The organism is Microvirga alba, assembly GCF_015694465.1.
In the GTDB taxonomy this organism is placed as follows: domain Bacteria; phylum Pseudomonadota; class Alphaproteobacteria; order Rhizobiales; family Beijerinckiaceae; genus Microvirga; species Microvirga alba.
The window spans coordinates 24539-43238 of record NZ_JADQDO010000013.1; the positions used below are offsets into that span (position 1 = coordinate 24539).

General features: G+C 59.1%; 12 protein-coding genes. 3 read left to right on the forward strand and 9 right to left on the reverse strand.

Translation table 11 applies throughout. The features are described from left to right. Positions 1-125: 125 nt before the first annotated feature. Complete coding sequence (locus I2H38_RS18810) at positions 126-3890, reverse strand: ATP-binding protein (protein WP_229426805.1); 3765 nt, start codon at positions 3888-3890, stop codon at positions 126-128. Between the two features lie 403 nt (positions 3891-4293). Here I2H38_RS18810 and I2H38_RS18815 point away from each other — a divergent pair, with 403 nt between their 5' ends. Together I2H38_RS18815 and I2H38_RS18820 are read left to right on the forward strand one after the other, a co-directional pair. Next, positions 4294-5805, forward strand: a complete 1512-nt coding sequence (locus I2H38_RS18815) for an AAA family ATPase (RefSeq protein WP_196273412.1) — start codon at positions 4294-4296, stop codon at positions 5803-5805. Further along, positions 5802-6449 carry an HNH endonuclease gene (locus tag I2H38_RS18820; RefSeq protein WP_196273413.1) on the forward strand — a complete coding sequence of 216 codons (648 nt, stop codon included), beginning with the start codon at positions 5802-5804 and terminating at the stop codon, positions 6447-6449. The genes I2H38_RS18815 and I2H38_RS18820 overlap by 4 nt, the downstream gene beginning before the upstream one ends. 1023 nt (positions 6450-7472) lie before the next feature. Here I2H38_RS18820 and I2H38_RS18825 read toward each other — a convergent pair. The 7 genes from I2H38_RS18825 to I2H38_RS18855 all read right to left on the reverse strand — a co-directional run bounded on the left by I2H38_RS18825 (position 7473) and on the right by I2H38_RS18855 (position 15749). After that, positions 7473-9266: an ABC transporter ATP-binding protein gene (locus I2H38_RS18825; protein ID WP_196273414.1), complete on the reverse strand. Its 1794-nt coding sequence runs from the start codon at positions 9264-9266 to the stop codon at positions 7473-7475. Positions 9267-9289: 23 nt separating this feature from the next. Beyond that, complete coding sequence (locus I2H38_RS18830; protein WP_196273415.1) at positions 9290-10540, reverse strand: amidohydrolase family protein; 1251 nt, start codon at positions 10538-10540, stop codon at positions 9290-9292. 18 nt (positions 10541-10558) lie between these two features. Next, entirely contained in the window at positions 10559-11503 is a 945-nt protein-coding gene (locus tag I2H38_RS18835) for an ABC transporter permease (RefSeq protein ID WP_196273416.1), read from the reverse strand. Between the two features lie 13 nt (positions 11504-11516). Beyond that, the gene (locus I2H38_RS18840; RefSeq protein WP_196273417.1) at positions 11517-13088 is read right to left on the reverse strand and encodes an ABC transporter substrate-binding protein; all 1572 of its coding nucleotides are present in this window, start codon (positions 13086-13088) and stop codon (positions 11517-11519) included. Positions 13089-13146: 58 nt separating this feature from the next. Then, positions 13147-14367 (reverse strand): threonine synthase, encoded by a 1221-nt coding sequence (locus I2H38_RS18845; RefSeq protein ID WP_196273418.1) that lies wholly within the window; start codon positions 14365-14367, stop codon positions 13147-13149. Positions 14368-14512: 145 nt separating this feature from the next. Next, positions 14513-15310 (reverse strand): ABC transporter permease, encoded by a 798-nt coding sequence (locus I2H38_RS18850; protein WP_196273419.1) that lies wholly within the window; start codon positions 15308-15310, stop codon positions 14513-14515. 121 nt (positions 15311-15431) lie between these two features. Beyond that, entirely contained in the window at positions 15432-15749 is a 318-nt protein-coding gene (locus tag I2H38_RS18855; RefSeq protein ID WP_196273420.1) for a RidA family protein, read from the reverse strand. A 262-nt stretch (positions 15750-16011) separates the two neighbouring features. Between I2H38_RS18855 and I2H38_RS18860 the strand changes: the two genes are divergently transcribed. Beyond that, the gene (locus I2H38_RS18860; protein ID WP_196273421.1) at positions 16012-16755 is read left to right on the forward strand and encodes an IclR family transcriptional regulator; all 744 of its coding nucleotides are present in this window, start codon (positions 16012-16014) and stop codon (positions 16753-16755) included. An 815-nt stretch (positions 16756-17570) separates the two neighbouring features. Here I2H38_RS18860 and I2H38_RS18865 read toward each other — a convergent pair. Further along, positions 17571-18371 (reverse strand): helix-turn-helix domain-containing protein, encoded by an 801-nt coding sequence (locus I2H38_RS18865; protein ID WP_196273422.1) that lies wholly within the window; start codon positions 18369-18371, stop codon positions 17571-17573. Positions 18372-18700 lie beyond the last annotated feature (329 nt).

Consider the following 18700-nt stretch of genomic DNA (forward strand, 5'->3'; position numbering starts at 1 on the left):
CTAACTGGCTAGATGGTCACTTGCCGTGCGTATTAAAGTCGGCGCTAGGGATTTGCTTGCATTGCTTAAGACCGAGCGACGAGGTGCCGCTCGATCAGGATGATGCTCAGTGGCATTGCCAAGCTTCAGTCGTAGAGGACGCCGATGATCTTCCTGGCTGAAGTCATTATCGGGACGTCCGGAGTTTGATCGAGCTGTTCGGTGGCGATGAGCACCGACGATCCTAGTCCCCCGATCGTCTCGAACTGCCGAAGATGGCGGAGCCGCCCCGATAGTCTTGCACCCACGCGTTTGAAAACACTGGCACCTATGCTAAGCGACACAGCAATCAAGTGTCCTTCACACGCGTCGAGGTCCGACGGTTGTAGCTCATCGCCACCCAGTACGATCTGCCCTGGAAGGGCCAGCGGTACTGCGCTGTCTTCCTTCACCCGATAGGCGATCGCGATCCTCGCCAGTTCTGGCACGTCCCCGATCTCGGTTGCCTCATCACCTCCTTTAGGAGGCGGCATGGTACTAAAAATAACTCCGACGATCCGGTGCAGCTTTATTTTGCTTTCGTCGAATATCAGGCTCTTTCGCGATTGCCTGGGATCCGGCATCTGGGCGGCGAGCGATATTCCAGTCGATCCCGTCGCGCGGATAAGGCGTCGTGCCAGCACCTGCCCTTTCGGACGAGCGATGACCAAATTCTGATCCCGCCCAGGATAGGGCTCCGACTCCACGATCGCGACAGAACCTGAAGGAATCGCGAAGCCGAGAGTTTCTCCCCGAATGAAGTACAGCGACTTGGAATCGAACCACTCTCCAATCAACTGTTCCTCCGCCACATCCTGAGAACCATCGTCGGACAACTTTCCCACGAAAGCAGCGATGTCAGGGCAAAGAGGAACGGCAAAGCTTGGTCGTGCCATCGGCTTCAATGCGACAACATTGTCAGGGCGCGCATCGGGAGCGAGTGGTTCGCGCCACCGATGGTATCGGAACTGCTGATGGACATCTTCGATGCTGCTGCGCAATTGGGCGAACTGCGGCGCGACGTTCTTCACGTCCATGTAGGTGATCGAGGACTTGTCGTGGTGGGATGTATTGAGCACCTGGCGCGCTTCTGCGCCAGCGCCGAGCGCCGGATTGTCGGCGAAACGTCTTACGGTGGCATTCGTGAAAAGTTCTCCCTCGCCCGTGGCGACAAGCCCTTTGAGCTTATCCACCAGAGGGAACAGCGTCAGGGCCTTGGTGCCGGCAGAGTATGCTGGATGAGTGAGCTCATCGAAGAGATCCCCCAGCCGCCCTTCGAGGAACACTCGCAATGCCGAGGCATAGTCCTGGGCGCGGATGGCGTCATCGGGATTCTTGAAAAACTCCTCACGCTTGCGGTCGACCTCCTCTATCGCCGGCGATAGGCTCAGCGTTGGGCGCACGGCGTTGACAGGGTGAACGGAAACATGCGCGACGACATCATCGGCCCTGTTCTCCCCAACGACCGATCGAGCGAACTTGCGATCATGGGTTGTCACCAGTAGCTGTGCTCCGGTCCGGGCGACCTTGCTCAGTCCTCGGGCCAGCCGCTCTCGATTATCGTTGTCGAGCAATTCCTGCGGATCATCCAGGACCAGCAGCTCCAGACCTCCGCGCGTCGCCAGGACGTGCTCGCGAAAGGCGAGGAAGAAGCCAAGCAAGGCGCCTCGGAGAGCTGAGGCGTTCGAGATGTGTTGGGCCGGCGCTTCCACTCCCTGCCGACCGACCCTCAGTTCCAGAATGCCCTTGGCGTCCATTCCGGTGTTTGTCAGCTCCGGAGCGAACTCGGTGGCGTTGCGGAACATTTCCTTCCGCCAATGCTCCGAACGCCGGTGAAGCTTGGTTCGAAGTGCATCCACTTGGGTCTGCGCGAGCCCGCCGAGCGGCACGATGACCGCGAGGGCCTCCCTGGCCTTGCCGCACGCTTCGATGCGAGTTTTCGTTTGGACATGCTCGCCCTTGCTGCGCAGCATGCGGCCGACGAGGTCGATCGCACTGTTCAGCGGGGTTGCGCCCTCCACAATCGCCAACAGCGCTGCGAGCCGCCTGGAAATAGCGCGATCAGCATCCTCGGATCCGTCTTCACCTTTCTGGAATATATGCGAGAGCTTCCGAAGCCTAGCGGAGTTCGTCTCCCGCCACTCGGCGAATGCGAGTGCACGGTTGATCCGAGCGACCATTTGTTCCAGCGCCTTGGCAGCGGATAGCTGTTCTGGAAGTTTGAAGGCGGTAGGCTCGTCGAATGCGGGGAGCGTCGCTGCGTGCTTGTCGAACAGGTCGGCTGCATCGGAGGACAGTGGAGCAAGCGTCCCTGACATCGACTCGGTTTCGAACAGTTCTTTCAGGAAGCCCTCACGCAATAAACTGACCGGGGACGATGGCAAATCTCGCCGAGCTTCGGTGCCGATGCTCTCCGGCAATTCGCGCACCAGTCTGCCGAGCCAAAGGCTCGACCACTCCGCGATGGTCCTCGCAACGGTTTCTCGGTCCTTGGCTGCTTCCGTCAAATGATCGGTAACCCCACGACCGGTGACGGGGTCGACGGCGCCCTCAAGCGATCGGATGCAGATCGGGCAGTTGTTTCCGTGGGCCTCGTCGTGATCGTGCATCCATGCAGACACACGCGCATACAACTGGGCACGGCGCGCCAGATCCGGGCTGCTCGCGAGTTCGTTCAAGGTTGCTGCTTCAGCTTCAACCGCGCCGATGAGCTCGACCACCTTTGCTGTCTGGCCCTGATCGACCTTTAGGGCGAGCAAGCGAGCTATCGCAGGCAAGCCGGCCAGTTGTTTGATCTGCTCGATCGCAGGCCGCACGCTTCGTTCGAGACCGTCGCGCGCTTGCTTGCTCTCAGAATCGAACGTCTCGCCGAGCACCTCGCGCGCAGCGGCAAGGCGGGTCGTCTTGAGAGCGGCGAAACCGTTGGATATCGCGTCCAGCCTATCCTTCGCTTCTGCCGCTTCGGCGGTTGGTAGACCACCTTCGATCGCCATGTCGGAATGCGCATCGACAATGGCTAGCAGGTCGCTGGACTGTTCCTGGTACTGCCGGACGGCTTGGTCCAGTTTCGAGTTCAGTTCCTTCACGGTCCTTGTGGTGATGCGATCGGAGACCTTGTCCGCGTGCTTGGCCAGATCGACCAGATCGGCAAGCCCCGTCAGTCTAGCAACCGCCTCCCCCAGTTGCGACGCTGAGCCCACTGAGAGGAATGGCAGCAGTGCAGGCATCGTCGTGGCGATCCGCCAGGCTATGGGATCGAGGTCGATACCTGAGAAGTCTGGTGCGACTTCAACGATCCTTCCCCTGGGCGTTCGCTCCTGCCGCCGCAGAATAGGCGGGAGCGTATTGCCCTGGGCGTCGCAGAAGGTCAGTTCGACCCAGCCGTCTGCGGGTATCGGTGCCCCATCGACGGGCAGATCGCTGTGCGCGTGAGGAAGTGGCGTGATCGCCGACATAGGATGCTTGGTCGATCTTCCATCCGAATGCGAGACCTCGCAGGGAAATTCTACCGGTCCTTGCTCCGGGGCACGCTGGGATCGGATCAACTGACCGGTCAGGCACCAGACGATCGCATTGGCTATGGAGGTTTTCCCCGAACCGTTTGCGCCCTCGAACAGTGTGATCGGCTTGCCGGGCGCGAACTCGAAGATATCGGGCGGTTCGCTGGTTTTCCCGTAGAGATGCAGGCCGGCGAACCGATGGGCCCTGAGTTTGAGAAGGCGCAATCGACTTCCCGACGGAGCATTGTTGGTCCCACCAGTCGTAACAACGCTCGCCGGCTCTGACCCTACAAGATCTATAAGGGCCTCCACATCGTCGCCATTCAGGTTCGCGGCCCATTTGTTTGGGTTTCGACGGTACCAATCGAGCATGGCCCTGGCATCTGATGAAACGATTCCAAGTCGCTTCTCTCCGCCCAGTGAGACCTCACATCCATTCACCAGCTCCGAGAGCAGGACATCGGTTGTGAGAAGATGGATTTCCCTTACTGCACTTTGTTTCTCAGTTATCACGTCGCCCCCCGTCAGAAATGATAGCTTTGCGTAGCCTCGGCATCATGTCCAGAAGGCGCAATCGCCATGCACGGAAATTAGTCCGCCATCTAACCACGCATTCAGGTTGCCTTTGCGATGGCAGTTTTGGGAGATCACCGATCGCGTCTGAGCGACTGAAATGAGGGCGCTAAGCAGATAAAAATCGCCTGTCCGTAATCACTCTCGACACGGCGCACAAAACGCTCAAGAATTGCCAAAAGGCATAATGGGGGAAGGGTTTATGTACGCCGAAAATGACTTTCAGTTACTGGAAGCGCGCACTGCCGATGTGCGCGTTGAGATTCCATGGCGACGCAAGGACCGCCCCTATATCAATCCCCACGCCGTGTTCAGCCGCATACCCCACGCCGATGGCGAACAGCACGAACATCTGACGGCCGTCATCGGCAAAAACGGTACCGGCAAATCCCATCTCCTGAGCGCCATCGTTCAGACGTTCCTGCGCCTTGAGGAACTGCAGCAGGGCACGCGAAAAGAGATCAAGGGCGGCCTGCCACTGGACCTGCTGGTCTATCGCGTGGATGGCTATCACTGCACGATCATGCAGAGGGGGCATCGTTCGATCAGCATCCAGGTCAACGATCGCGAAGTTGCTCCTGAAGACCTTCCTCTGCCCAAACGCATCGTCGCGCTGACCATCAGCCCGTTCGACAAGTTCCCGCTGCCCCGAACCATCCCCCGATCGGTGGTGCAGGTCGATGCCGCATCATCGATGTATCACTACCTCGGACTGCGGGACAATTTCGGGAAGGCATCGATCCGGACGCTCCTGTTCCGCTCCTTAAGCAGCCTGTTCGATACAACAGACAACAGTGCCCTCCGGCTGAGCAACATCGGCGCTGTGTTCGAATTCCTCGGCATGCGACCGATGATCAACGTCATCTACCGCTTCAGGGAAAGGTCGTTACTCCGCGAGATCGCGGGCGGGCTCGATCCTTACACCGCCGACACGGCATCCTATACGCAGAGGCGTCTGCTCGAAGACATCGTTCGAAGCGAAATTCCGTCATCCACCCTTCGAGGGCTGGCAAACCTTGCCCTCGACAAGGTTGTCCGTAACCGGATCGAAACGCGCGCAGACCTAGAATCCGGATTTCAGGACCCGCTGTTTCTTGACCTGCAGCCGCTGCGCCGCGCAGGTTTCCTGAGTGTGTCTGGCGTTGGTGTTGAGCTCAAGGATGGCGGCCCGACAGACCTGCTTCAGGCAAGCTCCGGTCAGCTGAGCATGGTCTCTGCGCTGATCGCGCTCACCTCGGTCATCGAGAACGGCAGTCTGGTGCTCATCGACGAGCCAGAACTCAGCCTGCATCCTGAGTGGCAGGTGAAGTACATCGATCTGCTGCTGCGCACTTTCGCCCGGTACCATGGCTGTCATTTCGTGGTGGCCACGCACTCGCCCATGGTGATCTCCGAGCTGCCTGTGCACGCCGAAGTCATCTCGCTCGACCAGGAAAAGCTGCCATCCACCAAGGAACTGCAGGGACAGTCGGCAGACTATCTCCTCGCCGAAGTGTTCGGTGCGCCGACGCCAAACAATCTCCACGTCCGGGACCGGATCGTCACTGCGCTGCGCATGATCGCAAATGGGGATGTGAATTCGAAGGCGTTTGGGGAAGCGCTTGCAGACCTGCGCAAATTCGCGACCGAGCTGGAGCCGAGTGATCCGGCAGCCGAGCTGATCAAAAACGTTGAAGACGCTGCGCGGGACGCAGGGACTGAGGCGCAGTCATGACTCCCGTTCAATATGGCGCCGCGTGCCAGGCTGTGGTCGATACTTTCAACGCACGCGAGCCTGCGCAGAAGGACCACAACTACTGGAACGATCCCGTCATCGACCCGGTTCGTGCGGAGATCAAGGACCACTACATCGCGGAACAGAACCGTCGGTGCTGCTATTGCAACCGCGAGTATCCGACTAACAACAAGGCGGTCTGGGATGGCGAGCACATCATCGCCAAGAGTCTCGCGCCGCGCTTCATGTTTGAGCCGCGCAATCTGGCGGCGTCATGCAAGGACTGCAACATCGCGAAGGGCGAAGATGAAATCCGCGTCGATCCCAACCGGAAGTCATTTCCTGATCAGTCACAGCACTACATCATCGTCCATCCGCACTTTGACGACTACGATGATCATATCCGGTGGTATGGCGATGCCGTAAAGCCTCTGTCACCCAAGGGTGGCGAGCTCGTTGGCATGTGCAAGCTGTGGCGCTTTGGGGTCGCCAAGGCTGGCGTCGAAGTGGCTCCGCCCAACCCTCTGGTGGACGGGCTGATCGGCGTCATGATGGACCCCCAGGCAGACCCTTTGACCAAGGCAGTCGCTATCGAAGGGTATAAAGAATACGTGAGGGCGCGGGCCCAGAAGCCGGCAGACTAGGCGCGAACGTCGATTTCGATCATCCCGGCGCGGGAAGTGCGCCTTACTTGATCCGGAGCTGGCTTCGTCGTTTGAGGAGTGGCCTTTCCGTTGAGGCCGCGTCCAGCTTTTTGGCCTGATCGGAGTAGACGACGCCATCAGCAATCGTAGCGATTAGACGGAGGAAGTCTGTGCCTTTACCCATGCGCAAGTGCCAGCCGTAACGAAATTCGCGCGTCGGATCGAGCCTTCACTCGGCAGGCAAGTAGTTGTCGATCCCGCTACCCACCCAAGTTACGAAGGTCCACCGCTGGATGCGAACGGCAGCTTTTGGGTATTTCGACTCGAAGTCTAAACGACTGGAATGAAGGCGCAAAGCCGCTATTCGGTCACCGCCTCAGGAAGGTCGCCTTTGGGTCAAACTGAGACGAAGAGCGTGAGCGTCTGAATGTCCGCTCTTTGTTGCTATTCGGACGGTGCTCCAGATCGAACGCTCACTCACCAGCTCTGATTTGCGGCAGGATTTCGCCCCTTGTTGCGGCGATAACGTTTTGGACGGATGCGCAAGCAGATACGCCATATCAATGGCTTAGAGGATGCCTCTGAGGGAAGCTTTGCCTCGCCCACATCTGTCGTGAAGACGCTCACAAAGGCTGGTCATATGCTACCTAACGGCGCCTCAAATCGAGCCGAAGTCCGCCGCACCGACCGCGGGAGACTTATCTTTGCGTAGTGAGACCAGCCAAAGGTTTGACCTCAAGATGCAGGCAGGCCTGTTCCGGTCCGGGAGGCGTCACCCGACACCGAGAGATTTCCCGGGACCTTAGGCATGGCCCCTAATGGCGGCGACTGTTTCGTGACGGAGGACGAATGACTGTCGCGGTGGAGCAATCAGGATCGACGGGGATCGACTACTTCACTGGCGTTGATTGGGAGACACGGAAAACTGATGAAATGGCTGCTCGGCTCGGATGCGCGGGAGTCTCACCCTTAAAACAGGGGCGCAATACTGGCGATGACCGGGTATGGCAGGGGCGACGCATCTCAGATCTGTACGAAGTGGCCTGGCGATACCACGCGATACTGTCGCTTCGGTGCCACATAGTCCATCGCCCGTATCGGGCTCTTGATCTCTTCCACGGCGCCCATGCGTCGTTCGCCTCGCCGCGAGGGATCTGGCACGGGGACGGCAGCAAGTAATCTCTTCGTGTAGGCATGTTGTGGATTCTGAAATACGGCAGCGCGCGGGCCGATCTCGACGATCTCTCCCAGATACATGACCGCCACACGGTGGCTCACCCGCTCGACAACGGCCATATCGTGGGAAATGAACAGGTAGGCTAACTTCATGCTGGCTTGCAGATCCAACATGAGATTGATCACTTGCGCCTTGATCGAGACATCGAGTGCGGAGACAGACTCGTCGGCGATAATCAACTGCGGCTCAAGGGCAAGCGCCCGCGCGATGCAAATGCGCTGGCGTTGCCCACCCGAAAATTCGTGGGGGAATCGGCGTGACATATCGGGGCTGAGCCCGACCCGGCTCAACAGATCAGCAACCTTTTCCTTTGCCCGCGCCGCTTGGTTGTGAATATGCAAGGGTTCGGCGATGGCGGTTCCCACGGTCATGCGGGGGTTGAGACTCGCGAAGGGGTCCTGGAAGATCATCTGCGCGTGACGGCGCATGCTTTGCAGCCGGCCCCTAGGCTCAGACAGGATTTCTCGCCCGGCGATCTTGATCGATCCGCTCTCAGGCTCGATCAAACGCAGGATTGAGCGCCCGGTCGTGGATTTGCCGCATCCGGACTCTCCGACAAGTGCGAGGGTCTCGCCTGCCTTGAGCGCGAAAGAGACGTCCTCAACCGCGTGAACGCGACTGGTAATCCTTCTAAAAAACCCGCTTCTGATATCGAAGCGCGCGACGAGGTTCTTTACTTCGAGCACCGTCGTCGGCGCGACCGTATTGGGCATTTCTTGGGCATCGTTCGTCTCCCCTGTTTCGGGGTTGACAGCGGCAAACCGCCTTGGTCCGCGGCCTGCGCCCAGGGCGCCGAGTTTCGGAACTGCCGCCAGGAGCGTGCGCGTGTAGGGATGTTGCGGGCCGGCGAACACGTCAGACGTCGCTCCGGTTTCGACAGCCCTCCCCTGGGACATCACAATGGTCCTGTCAGCGATTTCTGCAACGACGCCCATGTCATGCGTGATGAAGAGGACGGACATGCCTTCCTCCTCCTGCAGCTGTTTAATGAGATCGAGAATCTGCGCCTGAATGGTCACATCAAGTGCGGTGGTCGGCTCGTCGGCGATCAGCAGCTTGGGCCTGCATGCAAGCGCCATCGCGATCATGACGCGCTGACGCATCCCGCCGGAAAATCGGTGCGGGCAATCATGAAAGCGTGCTCTGGCCATGGGAATGCGTACCTTGTCCAGCAGCCTTACTACTTCCGCCTCTGCTGCGCCCGCGGACAGGCCGCGATGCTGCATGAGCACCTCGGCGATCTGAAATCCGATGGTCAGAACCGGGTTGAGACTGGTCATCGGCTCCTGGAAAATCATCCCGATCTGGTTGCCGCGAACTTGCTGCATCTCCGTCTGGCTCAGGCCGAGAAGGTCGCGTCCACCCAACAGGACCTGCCCCTGGACGCGAGCCAATTCCCCTCCAAGAAGCCGCATTATCGACAGCGCAGTCACACTCTTACCCGATCCGGACTCGCCGACGATCGCCAGCGTCTCCTTCGGCGCAATCGAGAACGTCATGTCGTGGACGATGGGGCTCCATTTGCCCTCAATCCAAAACGATGTGTTCAGATTGCTGACCGCGATGACAGGTGTGCTCATCGGTGCCTCATCGGAAAGGATCGTTACGGGGATGGTCGAATGACTTCACCGGCTCGCATCACGAAGGTCGTATGCCGAAACGCCATCGGGTCGACGAGAGGATCCGATGCGACCGCAATGATATCCGCGCTGTAGCCTCGCGCGATGCGGCCGACGCTATCATCGATGAGTAGGGCTTTCGCAGCTCCTGAGGTCGCAGCTCGGATCGCGTCGGCGGCCGGCAAGCCTCCTTTGACGAGCCAGGCGAACTCTAGCCAGGTATCCTCGAATGGCGTGTCGCGCACGCCGGCATCGTTGCCGCAAACCATCGGAATGCCGAGTTCGACCATCTTGCCGAAATTCTCGACCATGATATCGAACTGACGAAGCGAATGGGACTCCGCAGATGTCCGGTTCGCACTCTCGCGCAGACCATCGAGATAGCGCGTCGCGGTCGACAGGTTAGCCATCATCGCCGAGCCACTATCCCGGACCACGGAAGCAACCTCCGGATCGAAGATCCGGACAATCACACCCTGCCCGTCGCGTTCAAAGAATGCGCAATGCTCAAGACTGTCAAAACGGGCGATTGCGGAGCGGCGAATGCTCTCTGTCGCCAGGACGTGAGAAACGCTAGGAAGCCCCCTGCGACGAGCCTCGTCTGCGATCAGGTTTAATGACTCTTGCGTGAAGACTGTTTCCTCCGGGAGTGAGCCAGGCGTCATTTGCCCGCCGCTCGCCATGACCTTCACGCTCCGTCCGCCCTCTGCCTCCAGCCGGTCGATATGCGCGCGGATTTCGTCGTGATCGTGCACCACTCCATGCATGAAGTGCAGATGCCCCTTCGGCACCGTGATCGGCGGCCCGGAGCACAGCAAGCGTGGTAGCATCACCGGGCTGAGATCCGGTCGCCGGGCCAGCGCCAGCATGATCCAGCTCGAGCCGCAGTCACGGGCTGTCGTGACGCCGCTGGTCAGGAGGCGATGGGCATTTCCGGCTGCCCGCAAGAGCCGTTCTTCCGCTGTCTCGGCCTCGAAATCCGCCAGTGGCTGACTGGACGCGCTGAATTCCAGATGGACGTGGGTGTTGATGAGGCCCGGCAGGACCCACGATCCTGACAGATCAATCACCGCATCTACCGCCGGCACGGCAGTCGCGATTGGTTCGATAGCCCGGATCTGGCCGTCTCCGATGAGGATGAGGCCGGGCTCGAAGCGGCCTCGCTCTTCGCACCAGATCGTTGGTGAACGAATCCAGTATCTCGCGGGTTGTGACACGGCCGGATCCTCTTTCATGTGCCTCCTGCCGCCCGTTCAGCGGTCGCTGATGGTCGGATTCAGGAGTCCGTAGACAATGTCCACGAGGATGTTGACGATGAGAATGAAGGATGACGAGACGAGAAGGAGCCCCTGGATCACCGGATAGTCGCGGCGCAGAACGGCCGAGACCCCGAGGCTTCCGATGCCGGGCAACTGGAATAACGCTTCCGTAATGAAGGCGCCGCTGAGAAGGAGCGCCAACGACAGGCCGATGACTGTGACAATGGTTATGATGGCATTGCGGAAAGCATGACGACCGATCACGATCTTTTCCGGCAAGCCCTTGGCCCGGGCGGTGCGGATATAGTCCGCACCGAGCACTTGCAACAAACTCGCTCGCGTCATGCGCGCGATCAAGGCCGATTGCGAGAGGCCTAGCGCGAGAGCTGGAAGCGCCAGATGATGAAGCCACAAGCCGACACCGTCACTCAAAGGCGCGTAGCGCCCGATCGGAAACCAACGCAACTCGACACCGAGGACGTAGATGAGCAGCATTCCGACGACGAATTCCGGAACGCTGAGAAAGGTCAGAGAGACGCCGATAGTCGATGCGTCCTTCCATGAGTTCGGCGACAGCGCCGCGACAGTGCCGAGAGGAATGCCGACGACGGCTCCCACGAGAAGCGCGAGCATACCCAAACTAAAGGTCACCGGCAGGCGCTCAAGAATGGCCGTTGCGACGCTCCGTCCGAGGAAATAGGACTGACCGAGGTCGCCGGTGAGGGAGCCGGCGACCCAATGATAAAGTTGTTCCATGTATGGGCGGTCGAGACCGAGACGCCGATGAGCAACGTCAAGACTCGCGGCACCCGCGTCCTGGCCCACAAAGCTTGCAGCCGGATCCCCTGGCGTCGCGTGCACGATCACGAAGGACAGCACGCTGACGGCGATCCACATGGGGATGAACAGAACAAGCCTGCGCAAGACCAGATTCATCATGGCACAGACCTCGTCAGTTGCCCTTCTTGGTGACGTTCCAGAAACGCGGTGTCACATAGAATGGCTGGTAACCGCCTAGCGCCGTGCGCGTCGCCTCAGGCTCGAAGTAATCTCCGATACGCAAAACCGCGACATCATCCCAGGTCAGCTTCTGTGCTGCGGTCCAAGCGGCCTGCCGTTCTGCATCGGACGCTCCCGAGTTGATCGTCTTGAGGAGCTGCTCCATTTTCTCGTTGCAGTAGCCGAAGGACGAGACTGCCTTGCAATGCAATCCATCGGTGAGCTGGAAGGGATCAAAGCGCGGCGACCAACCGGTTTGATTGATTGCCCAATCGTTGTTCGTCTGCGCCCGTTTTATCTGAGACGGCCAGTCCATCAGTTCGAGCTTTACGTTGATCCCCGCCTGCTGCCACTGCGCGGCTATTGCCTGTGATGCCTTGTACATCCATGCGTAGTTCTGGTTCGTAAGGAAAACGACAGGCTCGTTCTTATAGCCGGCCTCCGCGAGATAGGCCTTGACCTTGTTCAGGTCCGGCTTGTTGTAGACTTCCGAACCAGCCTCGGAGTGCCATTGCGTCTGCTCAGGGAAGAAGATGCTCGGTTGAACCCGGAAATAGTCGGGGCGCCCGAACGCAGCGGCCCGCATGACCTGTTCGGCATTGATTGCTGAAAGCAGCGCCTTGCGGAACGGCAAGCTCGCCATCAACGGATTCTTGTGCCCAAGTTCCAGCACTATGGCCCAGCGTGGTTTGACGATCTCTACCTTGATGGTCTTGATGGTTTCGAGCTGCGGCACCGCAGTGATAGGCACTGCTTCCGCGAAATCGAGTTCACCCGTCTGTAACCCGGCGACGCGGCTGGCATCCTCCGAAATCGGCAGAAAGTTTACTTCGTCTACGCACACAGTCCGGGCGCCTCCGAAACCGGTCGGGCCATCGAAGCGCTGATCAGTGACATAGTTCTCAAACTTCGCCATCTTGATGCCCACGTCCGGTCGCCAATCGACAAGCCGGAACGGACCCGTGCCGATCACGTCAGTGCCACGGACTTCCTTGTCGCCATACTTCTCTGCGATCTCAGCGGGAATAATGGCGACCACAGGTGACGGCATCGCCAGATTGGTGACGAGCGGAAAATCTTGGGAAAGCGTGATTTTGACCGTCTTGGGGTCAACCGCCACAACGTCGGTGACCGCGCGGAAACGGTTCGCGCCAGGGGATATCTTGAGGAAGCGCTTAAGAGAAGCCACCACGTCGGCCGACGTGAGTGCCTTTCCATTGTGGAATTGCACGCCATCTCGAAGAGTAAAGATGTAAGTCAGGCCATCGTCGCTACGCTTCCAGTCTTGCGCGAGTTGAGGGATGACCTTGTAGTTCTGATCGAGAGAGACGAGGGACTCGAACAGATGGATCGCAATCTGACGGCTCGCATTCGTGGTCGAGAGAATGGGGTCCATCGTAGAGGCATTCGCCGTCATCGCGGCCTGGATCTTCCCGCCCTTCGTTTCACAGGTGGCGGAAAATGCTGCCCCGGCACAAGCCAAAATCATAACGGAACTGAGCGTTGTCGATTTTAGAATGGTCATTGTCGTACACCTCTGGGATTAGGGAGAAGACCGTTCTTCGTTTTGGACAGGCAACCGATCAGAGTGAGGAATCAGCCAGTCCCGTCACCGTGATGGCCGCACGCTGCGGTTCGAACTCGGCGAAGCGCTTTGTAGCGGTCATATCCTTGAGCCCGATGCCGGTTACGATGCAGGTGACCGTCGCGTCGGAATCGACCTCGCCGTTGCGCGCAGCGCGTATGAGCGCGGCGGTGGCATAGGCGCCCTGCGGTTCGGCGAAAATGCCTTCCAGATTGGCGAGCCAGGCTTGCGCCTCGGCTATTTCGTCGCTGCTGACCGGCAGCAGGGTGCCCCCCGTGTCCTGGATCGCGCTCCAGGCCCATTCCCCGTCGAGCGGTAGATAATAGTCACCTTCGACATAAAGTCGGTGGGTCACTTTATCGATGGGCGCATAGTTCCGGTCAGTGCGTTGTCCGCCGTGAATTCGCGGCATATGCGTCGATTGGCCAAGGCCGACTAGCTCGGAGAACCCCTTGTGCATGCCGCCGAGCAAACCGCCGCCGCCGACGCAGCAGAACACCTCATCCGGTACACGATTAAGTTCCGCAGCGATTTCGAACGCAATTGTCTTGGTCCCCTCAACCATGAACGGATTGACCGGTCGCGCCGAAATCATCGGCACGATATTGCGGGCAAGGCAGAACCCCTGGAGATCTCTGAACAAGTTCCAATGATCGCGGACTCGACCCTCACCCGGTGCAGGTACGAGAAAGAGCTGTCCGCCATAGACGCTGATCTGCTGGCGCTTCGATTCTGCAGTGTCGTCCGACACCCAGACGAACGCTTCATACCCCGCCTTTGCGCAATAGGCGGAAAGAGCATTGCCCACATTGCCTGACGACACTGTCGCATAACGTGTGCGTCCCCAGGAACGGCCCATGCTCAGCGCCACCGAAATCTGCCGATCCTTGAACGACCCGGTCGGATTACAGGATTCCAGCTTGAAAAAGAGGTTTTTCAGACCCAACCGCTTCGCGATCCGCTCGCTGCGCACCAGGGGTGTACTTCCCTCCCCCAGACTAATGACATGAGACCGGTCCAACGGCGCAAGGACAGCTCCAAAGCGGTCCCACATGGATCCGACAGACTTCCATTCGTCTGCGAACCGCTCCGCTACGGCCTGCAAATCGAACGTCACGCTGAGCTGCCCACCGTCAACAGGATCAAAGAACAGTGGACCGATCTCGTGTTTCTCGCCCGACGTCACACCCTGGAGCCAAACCGTTCCGTTATATGTCATGACGCGGCCTCCCTCTGCTTGCCGTTCATTACGGTGCGAGCCCAGACGGGCACCGCCGACGTTGATCCAATTGGCGCACCGCTCCGCGCCTTCGTTCGGCGGGCGATGATGCGTGTCAGAAGAACGGGAACGGTGCAGCCCATGCCTATCGCGCCCTTCTCTTCGGATCGATAAATTGACCGAGACCGTCTCCGAGGAGATTCAGGGACAGCACGGTCAGGGCAAGTGCCATGCCGGGATAGATCACGAGCCAGGACGCTTGCTGAAAGCTCGCTCGCGCTTCTCCCAGAATATTACCCCAACTCGGATTGGGCGGTTGCAGTCCCAACCCGACAAAACTCAATCCCGCCTCGCCCAGAATGGCGTAGGCAAAGAGGAAGGTTTCTTGCACGACAAGAGCCGGAATGGCGCCAGGCAGAATATGCAGGAGCAAAATGCGCAAACGCGACGCTCCGAGTGCCTCGGCAGCTTCCACATAAGGCATCTTGCTCAGCACCAATGCCTCGCCCCGGACAATGCGCGCCGTACGCGGAATGTAGACGAGAGACAAGGCAAGGACGACATTGAACGCCGTATTTCCGAGGGCCGCCAGAATCGCGAGCGCGAGAAGAAGCGCGGGGAATGCCATCATGACGTCCATGATCCGCATGAGCGGCCCGTCGAGCCATGGCGTGGTTCCAGCGCATAGGCCGATCACCGTTCCCGCGACGGCGGTGACGGCCATCACCGAAACGCCAATGAGGAGGCTATTGTGCCCGCCATAGACGACTCGTGCCAGGAGGTCGCGCCCCAATGCATCGGTGCCCAGGCGGTGGGCTTCAGAGGGTCCGGTTAGGATCTCCGCGTAGTCTAAAGCATTCGGATTGAGCGGCAGGAACGATGGCAGGAGGATGAGCGTGGCGAGGATCACAATGAAAAGCGATCCGCCACCGAGCAGGAGCACGTTGAGATGGCGCCTCCTGAAGCTGCGTCCAGACGTTTTGAATACCGTCCGCACCGTCGACGCCATCCTCGTCCATCTCCTCTCGGGTTGTCGGTTCCCGCCTGATGCTGTGTCTACGCGATCATGTCACAACAGCGATTGCGGTCATCTCGACCCTCAGGTCTGGATCGGCCAACCTGGCCTCCACGCAGGCGCGCGCAGGCGGATGAGCCGGGTCGATCCAACAGTCGTAGACAGCGTTCATCGCATCGAAATCAGTGATGTGCGGTAGAAAGACGTTGATCGCCACGAGATCCGCTTTGGTGGCGCCCGCCTGTCCGATCAACGCCTCGATCTTCGCGAGCACTTCCGCGGTCTGAACCGCGATCGATCCCTTGCGGGTATCCGCGATCTGGCCGGCCACGTGGACGCATCCGTTCACCAGGACGGCCTGGCTCATCCGCGCACCGATCCCGAAGCGCTGTAGTCCTCGCCTCTCGGCGGTGCGATTGGACGGCAAATGGGACACGGCGCAAAACCTCCGGGCAGGAAGCAAGAAGCTGTGAAATCCGCTTGAAGTTTTGTCCGATATACTGGACACGCTGTCGGTATATAAAACAATGTAGACACACCTCTTGCCCTTAGGCAATAGGCTTCAGGTGCAGTTCAGCGGATGCGATGTCCGAAAGGTGAGACGAATGAGTAACGAGCCGAACGCACGCATGCGCGGAATTGATCGTGCCGTCGCCATTCTCGAATTTCTGAAAGCGCGCCGCAGGCCGGTTAGCATCGGTGACATGGCCCGTGCGCTCGGAGCGCCGCGCTCATCCGTCTACGAGATCGTCGGACGCTTCGTCGAAGCCGGTATTCTCGAGACCGATCAAGATAACAGCGTCTATTTCGGTCGCTCGGTCTATTTTTATGCGGACGCCTATCTGGAGTCCCAACCTCTGGTACGCCTCGGTCGTGATGAGGCTATTCGCTTATCCCGAGCAACGGGCGAGACAACTCAGCTCTGCATGCTGGTCGCCAACAAGTACACTGTTGCCTTCATGCACCCAGGTTCAAGCCTGTTTCGCATTAGCTCCGAGACGGGTGTACTCGTTCCGATTCCCTGGACTGCATCAGGGCGACTTCTTCTTGGCGGCATGACTGATGACGAGATCAAGGAGTTGATCCCGCCAGAGGACTTCTGGTTGCCCGACGGACGCGAAATCAAGTTCAAGGACTTCATCAAGGACGTGCGGGATGCGTGCAAGCAGTATCGCACGGTGACCTCGGGCCTTTCCGATCCCTACACCATGTGCCTTGCTGCGGCTATTCGCGACCAACATGCAAATCCGGCGGCGACCATCTGTTTCATGGTACCGGCCAACACCGATGCGCACCGACGCGACGAGCTTCTCAATTTACTCAGCGCTTCGGCAGATGCACTCTCACAGCGCCTGAGTCACCTCGCGAACTAAGTGTTCAGGCCCAGCTTGCGTGCCAGGTCAACCCTGAATGAAGATCACAGTCGGATCACCCATTCGGGGCAGGCCATGTTGAACCCCTCAGTCAGTTCTTTTCATGAGCCCCATTCGTGCCCGTCGAACCTCTGTGACACTGGCAACTCCAGACGGAGCGATAAACGCCTATTCCACTCTGCCTCTAGATCATAGTCAGGCGAACCTGACACCGCGGGTATAGCTATCAGCCGGCCCGATTGCTAGGCTCCAATTGTGCGGTGCCTCTCAGTGTGGTCCGGCGACACCGGCTACATCCTGCAATCCCCATGCCGAAGCTTCGCCTGTGGACCGTGATCGCTTCTAACCGAGCTGCATGCATCAGCAACGGCATAATGGGTTTACGCCGGTGCTCTGAATGTCTCCTTTGGGTCAAACTCGGCCCTAGGCGCTGCCATGCAAAGGTCTGCTCACCGTACAAGGCCGGACCTTCAGTAAACGTCCGGAGCGTACCGGTAGCGGGTGCTGTGCAGTTGTCCCCTAACTGTCCCCTTATCGCGCTGAAATTGTGCTGCAGGGAGCTCCAAAGGCACTTGCAGTCGATTCGGCGTGGCTTCTGAAAGCAGGAACCATGAACTCCGCCAACTCGATAGATGAGGACAGGCACAAGTTCAGTGTGCCGCAAACCTACGAAGCCCAGCACTGACATAATCTGACATGTTGATGCTGTACGGCCGGAGGGACCGGTCGTGACGTCCGCGGCCTGGGAAGGCCCGCTCCCATCACGCCCTACTTGGAGCGCCTGCAGGATGTTTGTAGGGGATCCGACGCACCTTTTAGAAGGACCGGCCGCGCAGTTGACAGCCGAGAGCTTCAGCCAGTTCGCTCGCCTCCTCACGCGTGAGGCCTCGAGCGGCCACTTGGCAGGCAGCAGCGTGCTTCTTTTCCGTTGGCACCTGCCACCATCCTTCAAGATGGCGGTTGAGTTGAAAGAAGATCTCCTCTTCCGGCAGGCCTGCCTCGACGGCGATAGCATGTCCGGACACATCAACAGCTGGATTCCCGGCAGCCCTTTCCAATGGGTTAGATCTCAACCGGGATACGTTAGCTGGGATCTGTAGCTGGGTTTGGGGCTCGCTGATGGCCCCTCCGGCAGGGTCTCGGATGACCCTAGCGAAGGTTCGCCCGTGAGCCTTCAACAGGGTCACAGGTGGACCTACGAGGTTTGCGGATGCTAGTCGCGGTCCTCGCTCCTCACGCCGAACTTTGCGTTCGATCCGGCGCACTCGTCGTGCCTCCTCGATCAGGGCACGGCGATTGCCGGAGTGGGATAAGTAGTAGCGTAACGACTTGTTTCTCCCAACCTCCTCGGTACAGATCCAACCAAGGCCGCGAAGCTGATCGAGAGCTCTCTTCACGGTGCTCCGAGAGAGTTGGCCCTCCTCCGCCATTGTCTCAATCGCGGGGTACGCATATCCCAGTTCGCGGCGGATCATGTGCATAATCAATCCGGCAATCACCTTCTCCGAGGGCTTCAAAAGAGGGTCGCGCAAGACCAACTCGTGCCAGGCCATTCGCTCGTTGGTGTAGTTCGGTCCGAGCTCTAGCGGCTCGAGGTCACTTGGATAATTAACCACGGTATTGATCCAAACAGACAGCAGGTTTGGTGCCGTTTGCGGCCACATTCACGCGCCCGATCTCCTTGGCCCCAACGGCAGGGCAAGTTCGGCGGACGCCATCCCGTCGCGCGTCAAGAACCCGTTTTTCCGAGCCTCTTGATTAGTTCGCGTATGTCCGCGACCCGCCATGCGGTTGTGAGGGGGCCGATTTTGATGGGTTGAGGAAAGCGGCCGGACCTTACGCCAGCCCACCACGTGGTCTTGCCGACGGGGATCGGGCCTAAAGGCTTGATGATTTGGCGAATGCGCACAAACCCAGTTTTTGGCAGGCCATCGTTCTCGATCAT

Excerpts from the sequence above, each read along its gene's own strand:
- I2H38_RS18815 (WP_196273412.1), top strand. The coding sequence starts at position 4,294 with ATGTACGCCGAAAATGACTTTCAGTTACTGGAAGCGCGCACTGCCGAT.
- I2H38_RS18830 (WP_196273415.1), bottom strand. The coding sequence starts at position 10,540 with ATGAAAGAGGATCCGGCCGTGTCACAACCCGCGAGATACTGGATTCGT.
- I2H38_RS18810 (WP_229426805.1), bottom strand. The coding sequence starts at position 3,890 with ATGCTCGATTGGTACCGTCGAAACCCAAACAAATGGGCCGCGAACCTG.
- I2H38_RS18860 (WP_196273421.1), top strand. The coding sequence starts at position 16,012 with ATGCGCGGAATTGATCGTGCCGTCGCCATTCTCGAATTTCTGAAAGCG.
- I2H38_RS18840 (WP_196273417.1), bottom strand. The coding sequence starts at position 13,088 with ATGACCATTCTAAAATCGACAACGCTCAGTTCCGTTATGATTTTGGCT.
- I2H38_RS18820 (WP_196273413.1), top strand. The coding sequence starts at position 5,802 with ATGACTCCCGTTCAATATGGCGCCGCGTGCCAGGCTGTGGTCGATACT.
- I2H38_RS18835 (WP_196273416.1), bottom strand. The coding sequence starts at position 11,503 with ATGATGAATCTGGTCTTGCGCAGGCTTGTTCTGTTCATCCCCATGTGG.
- I2H38_RS18825 (WP_196273414.1), bottom strand. The coding sequence starts at position 9,266 with ATGAGCACACCTGTCATCGCGGTCAGCAATCTGAACACATCGTTTTGG.
- I2H38_RS18855 (WP_196273420.1), bottom strand. The coding sequence starts at position 15,749 with ATGAGCCAGGCCGTCCTGGTGAACGGATGCGTCCACGTGGCCGGCCAG.
- I2H38_RS18845 (WP_196273418.1), bottom strand. The coding sequence starts at position 14,367 with ATGACATATAACGGAACGGTTTGGCTCCAGGGTGTGACGTCGGGCGAG.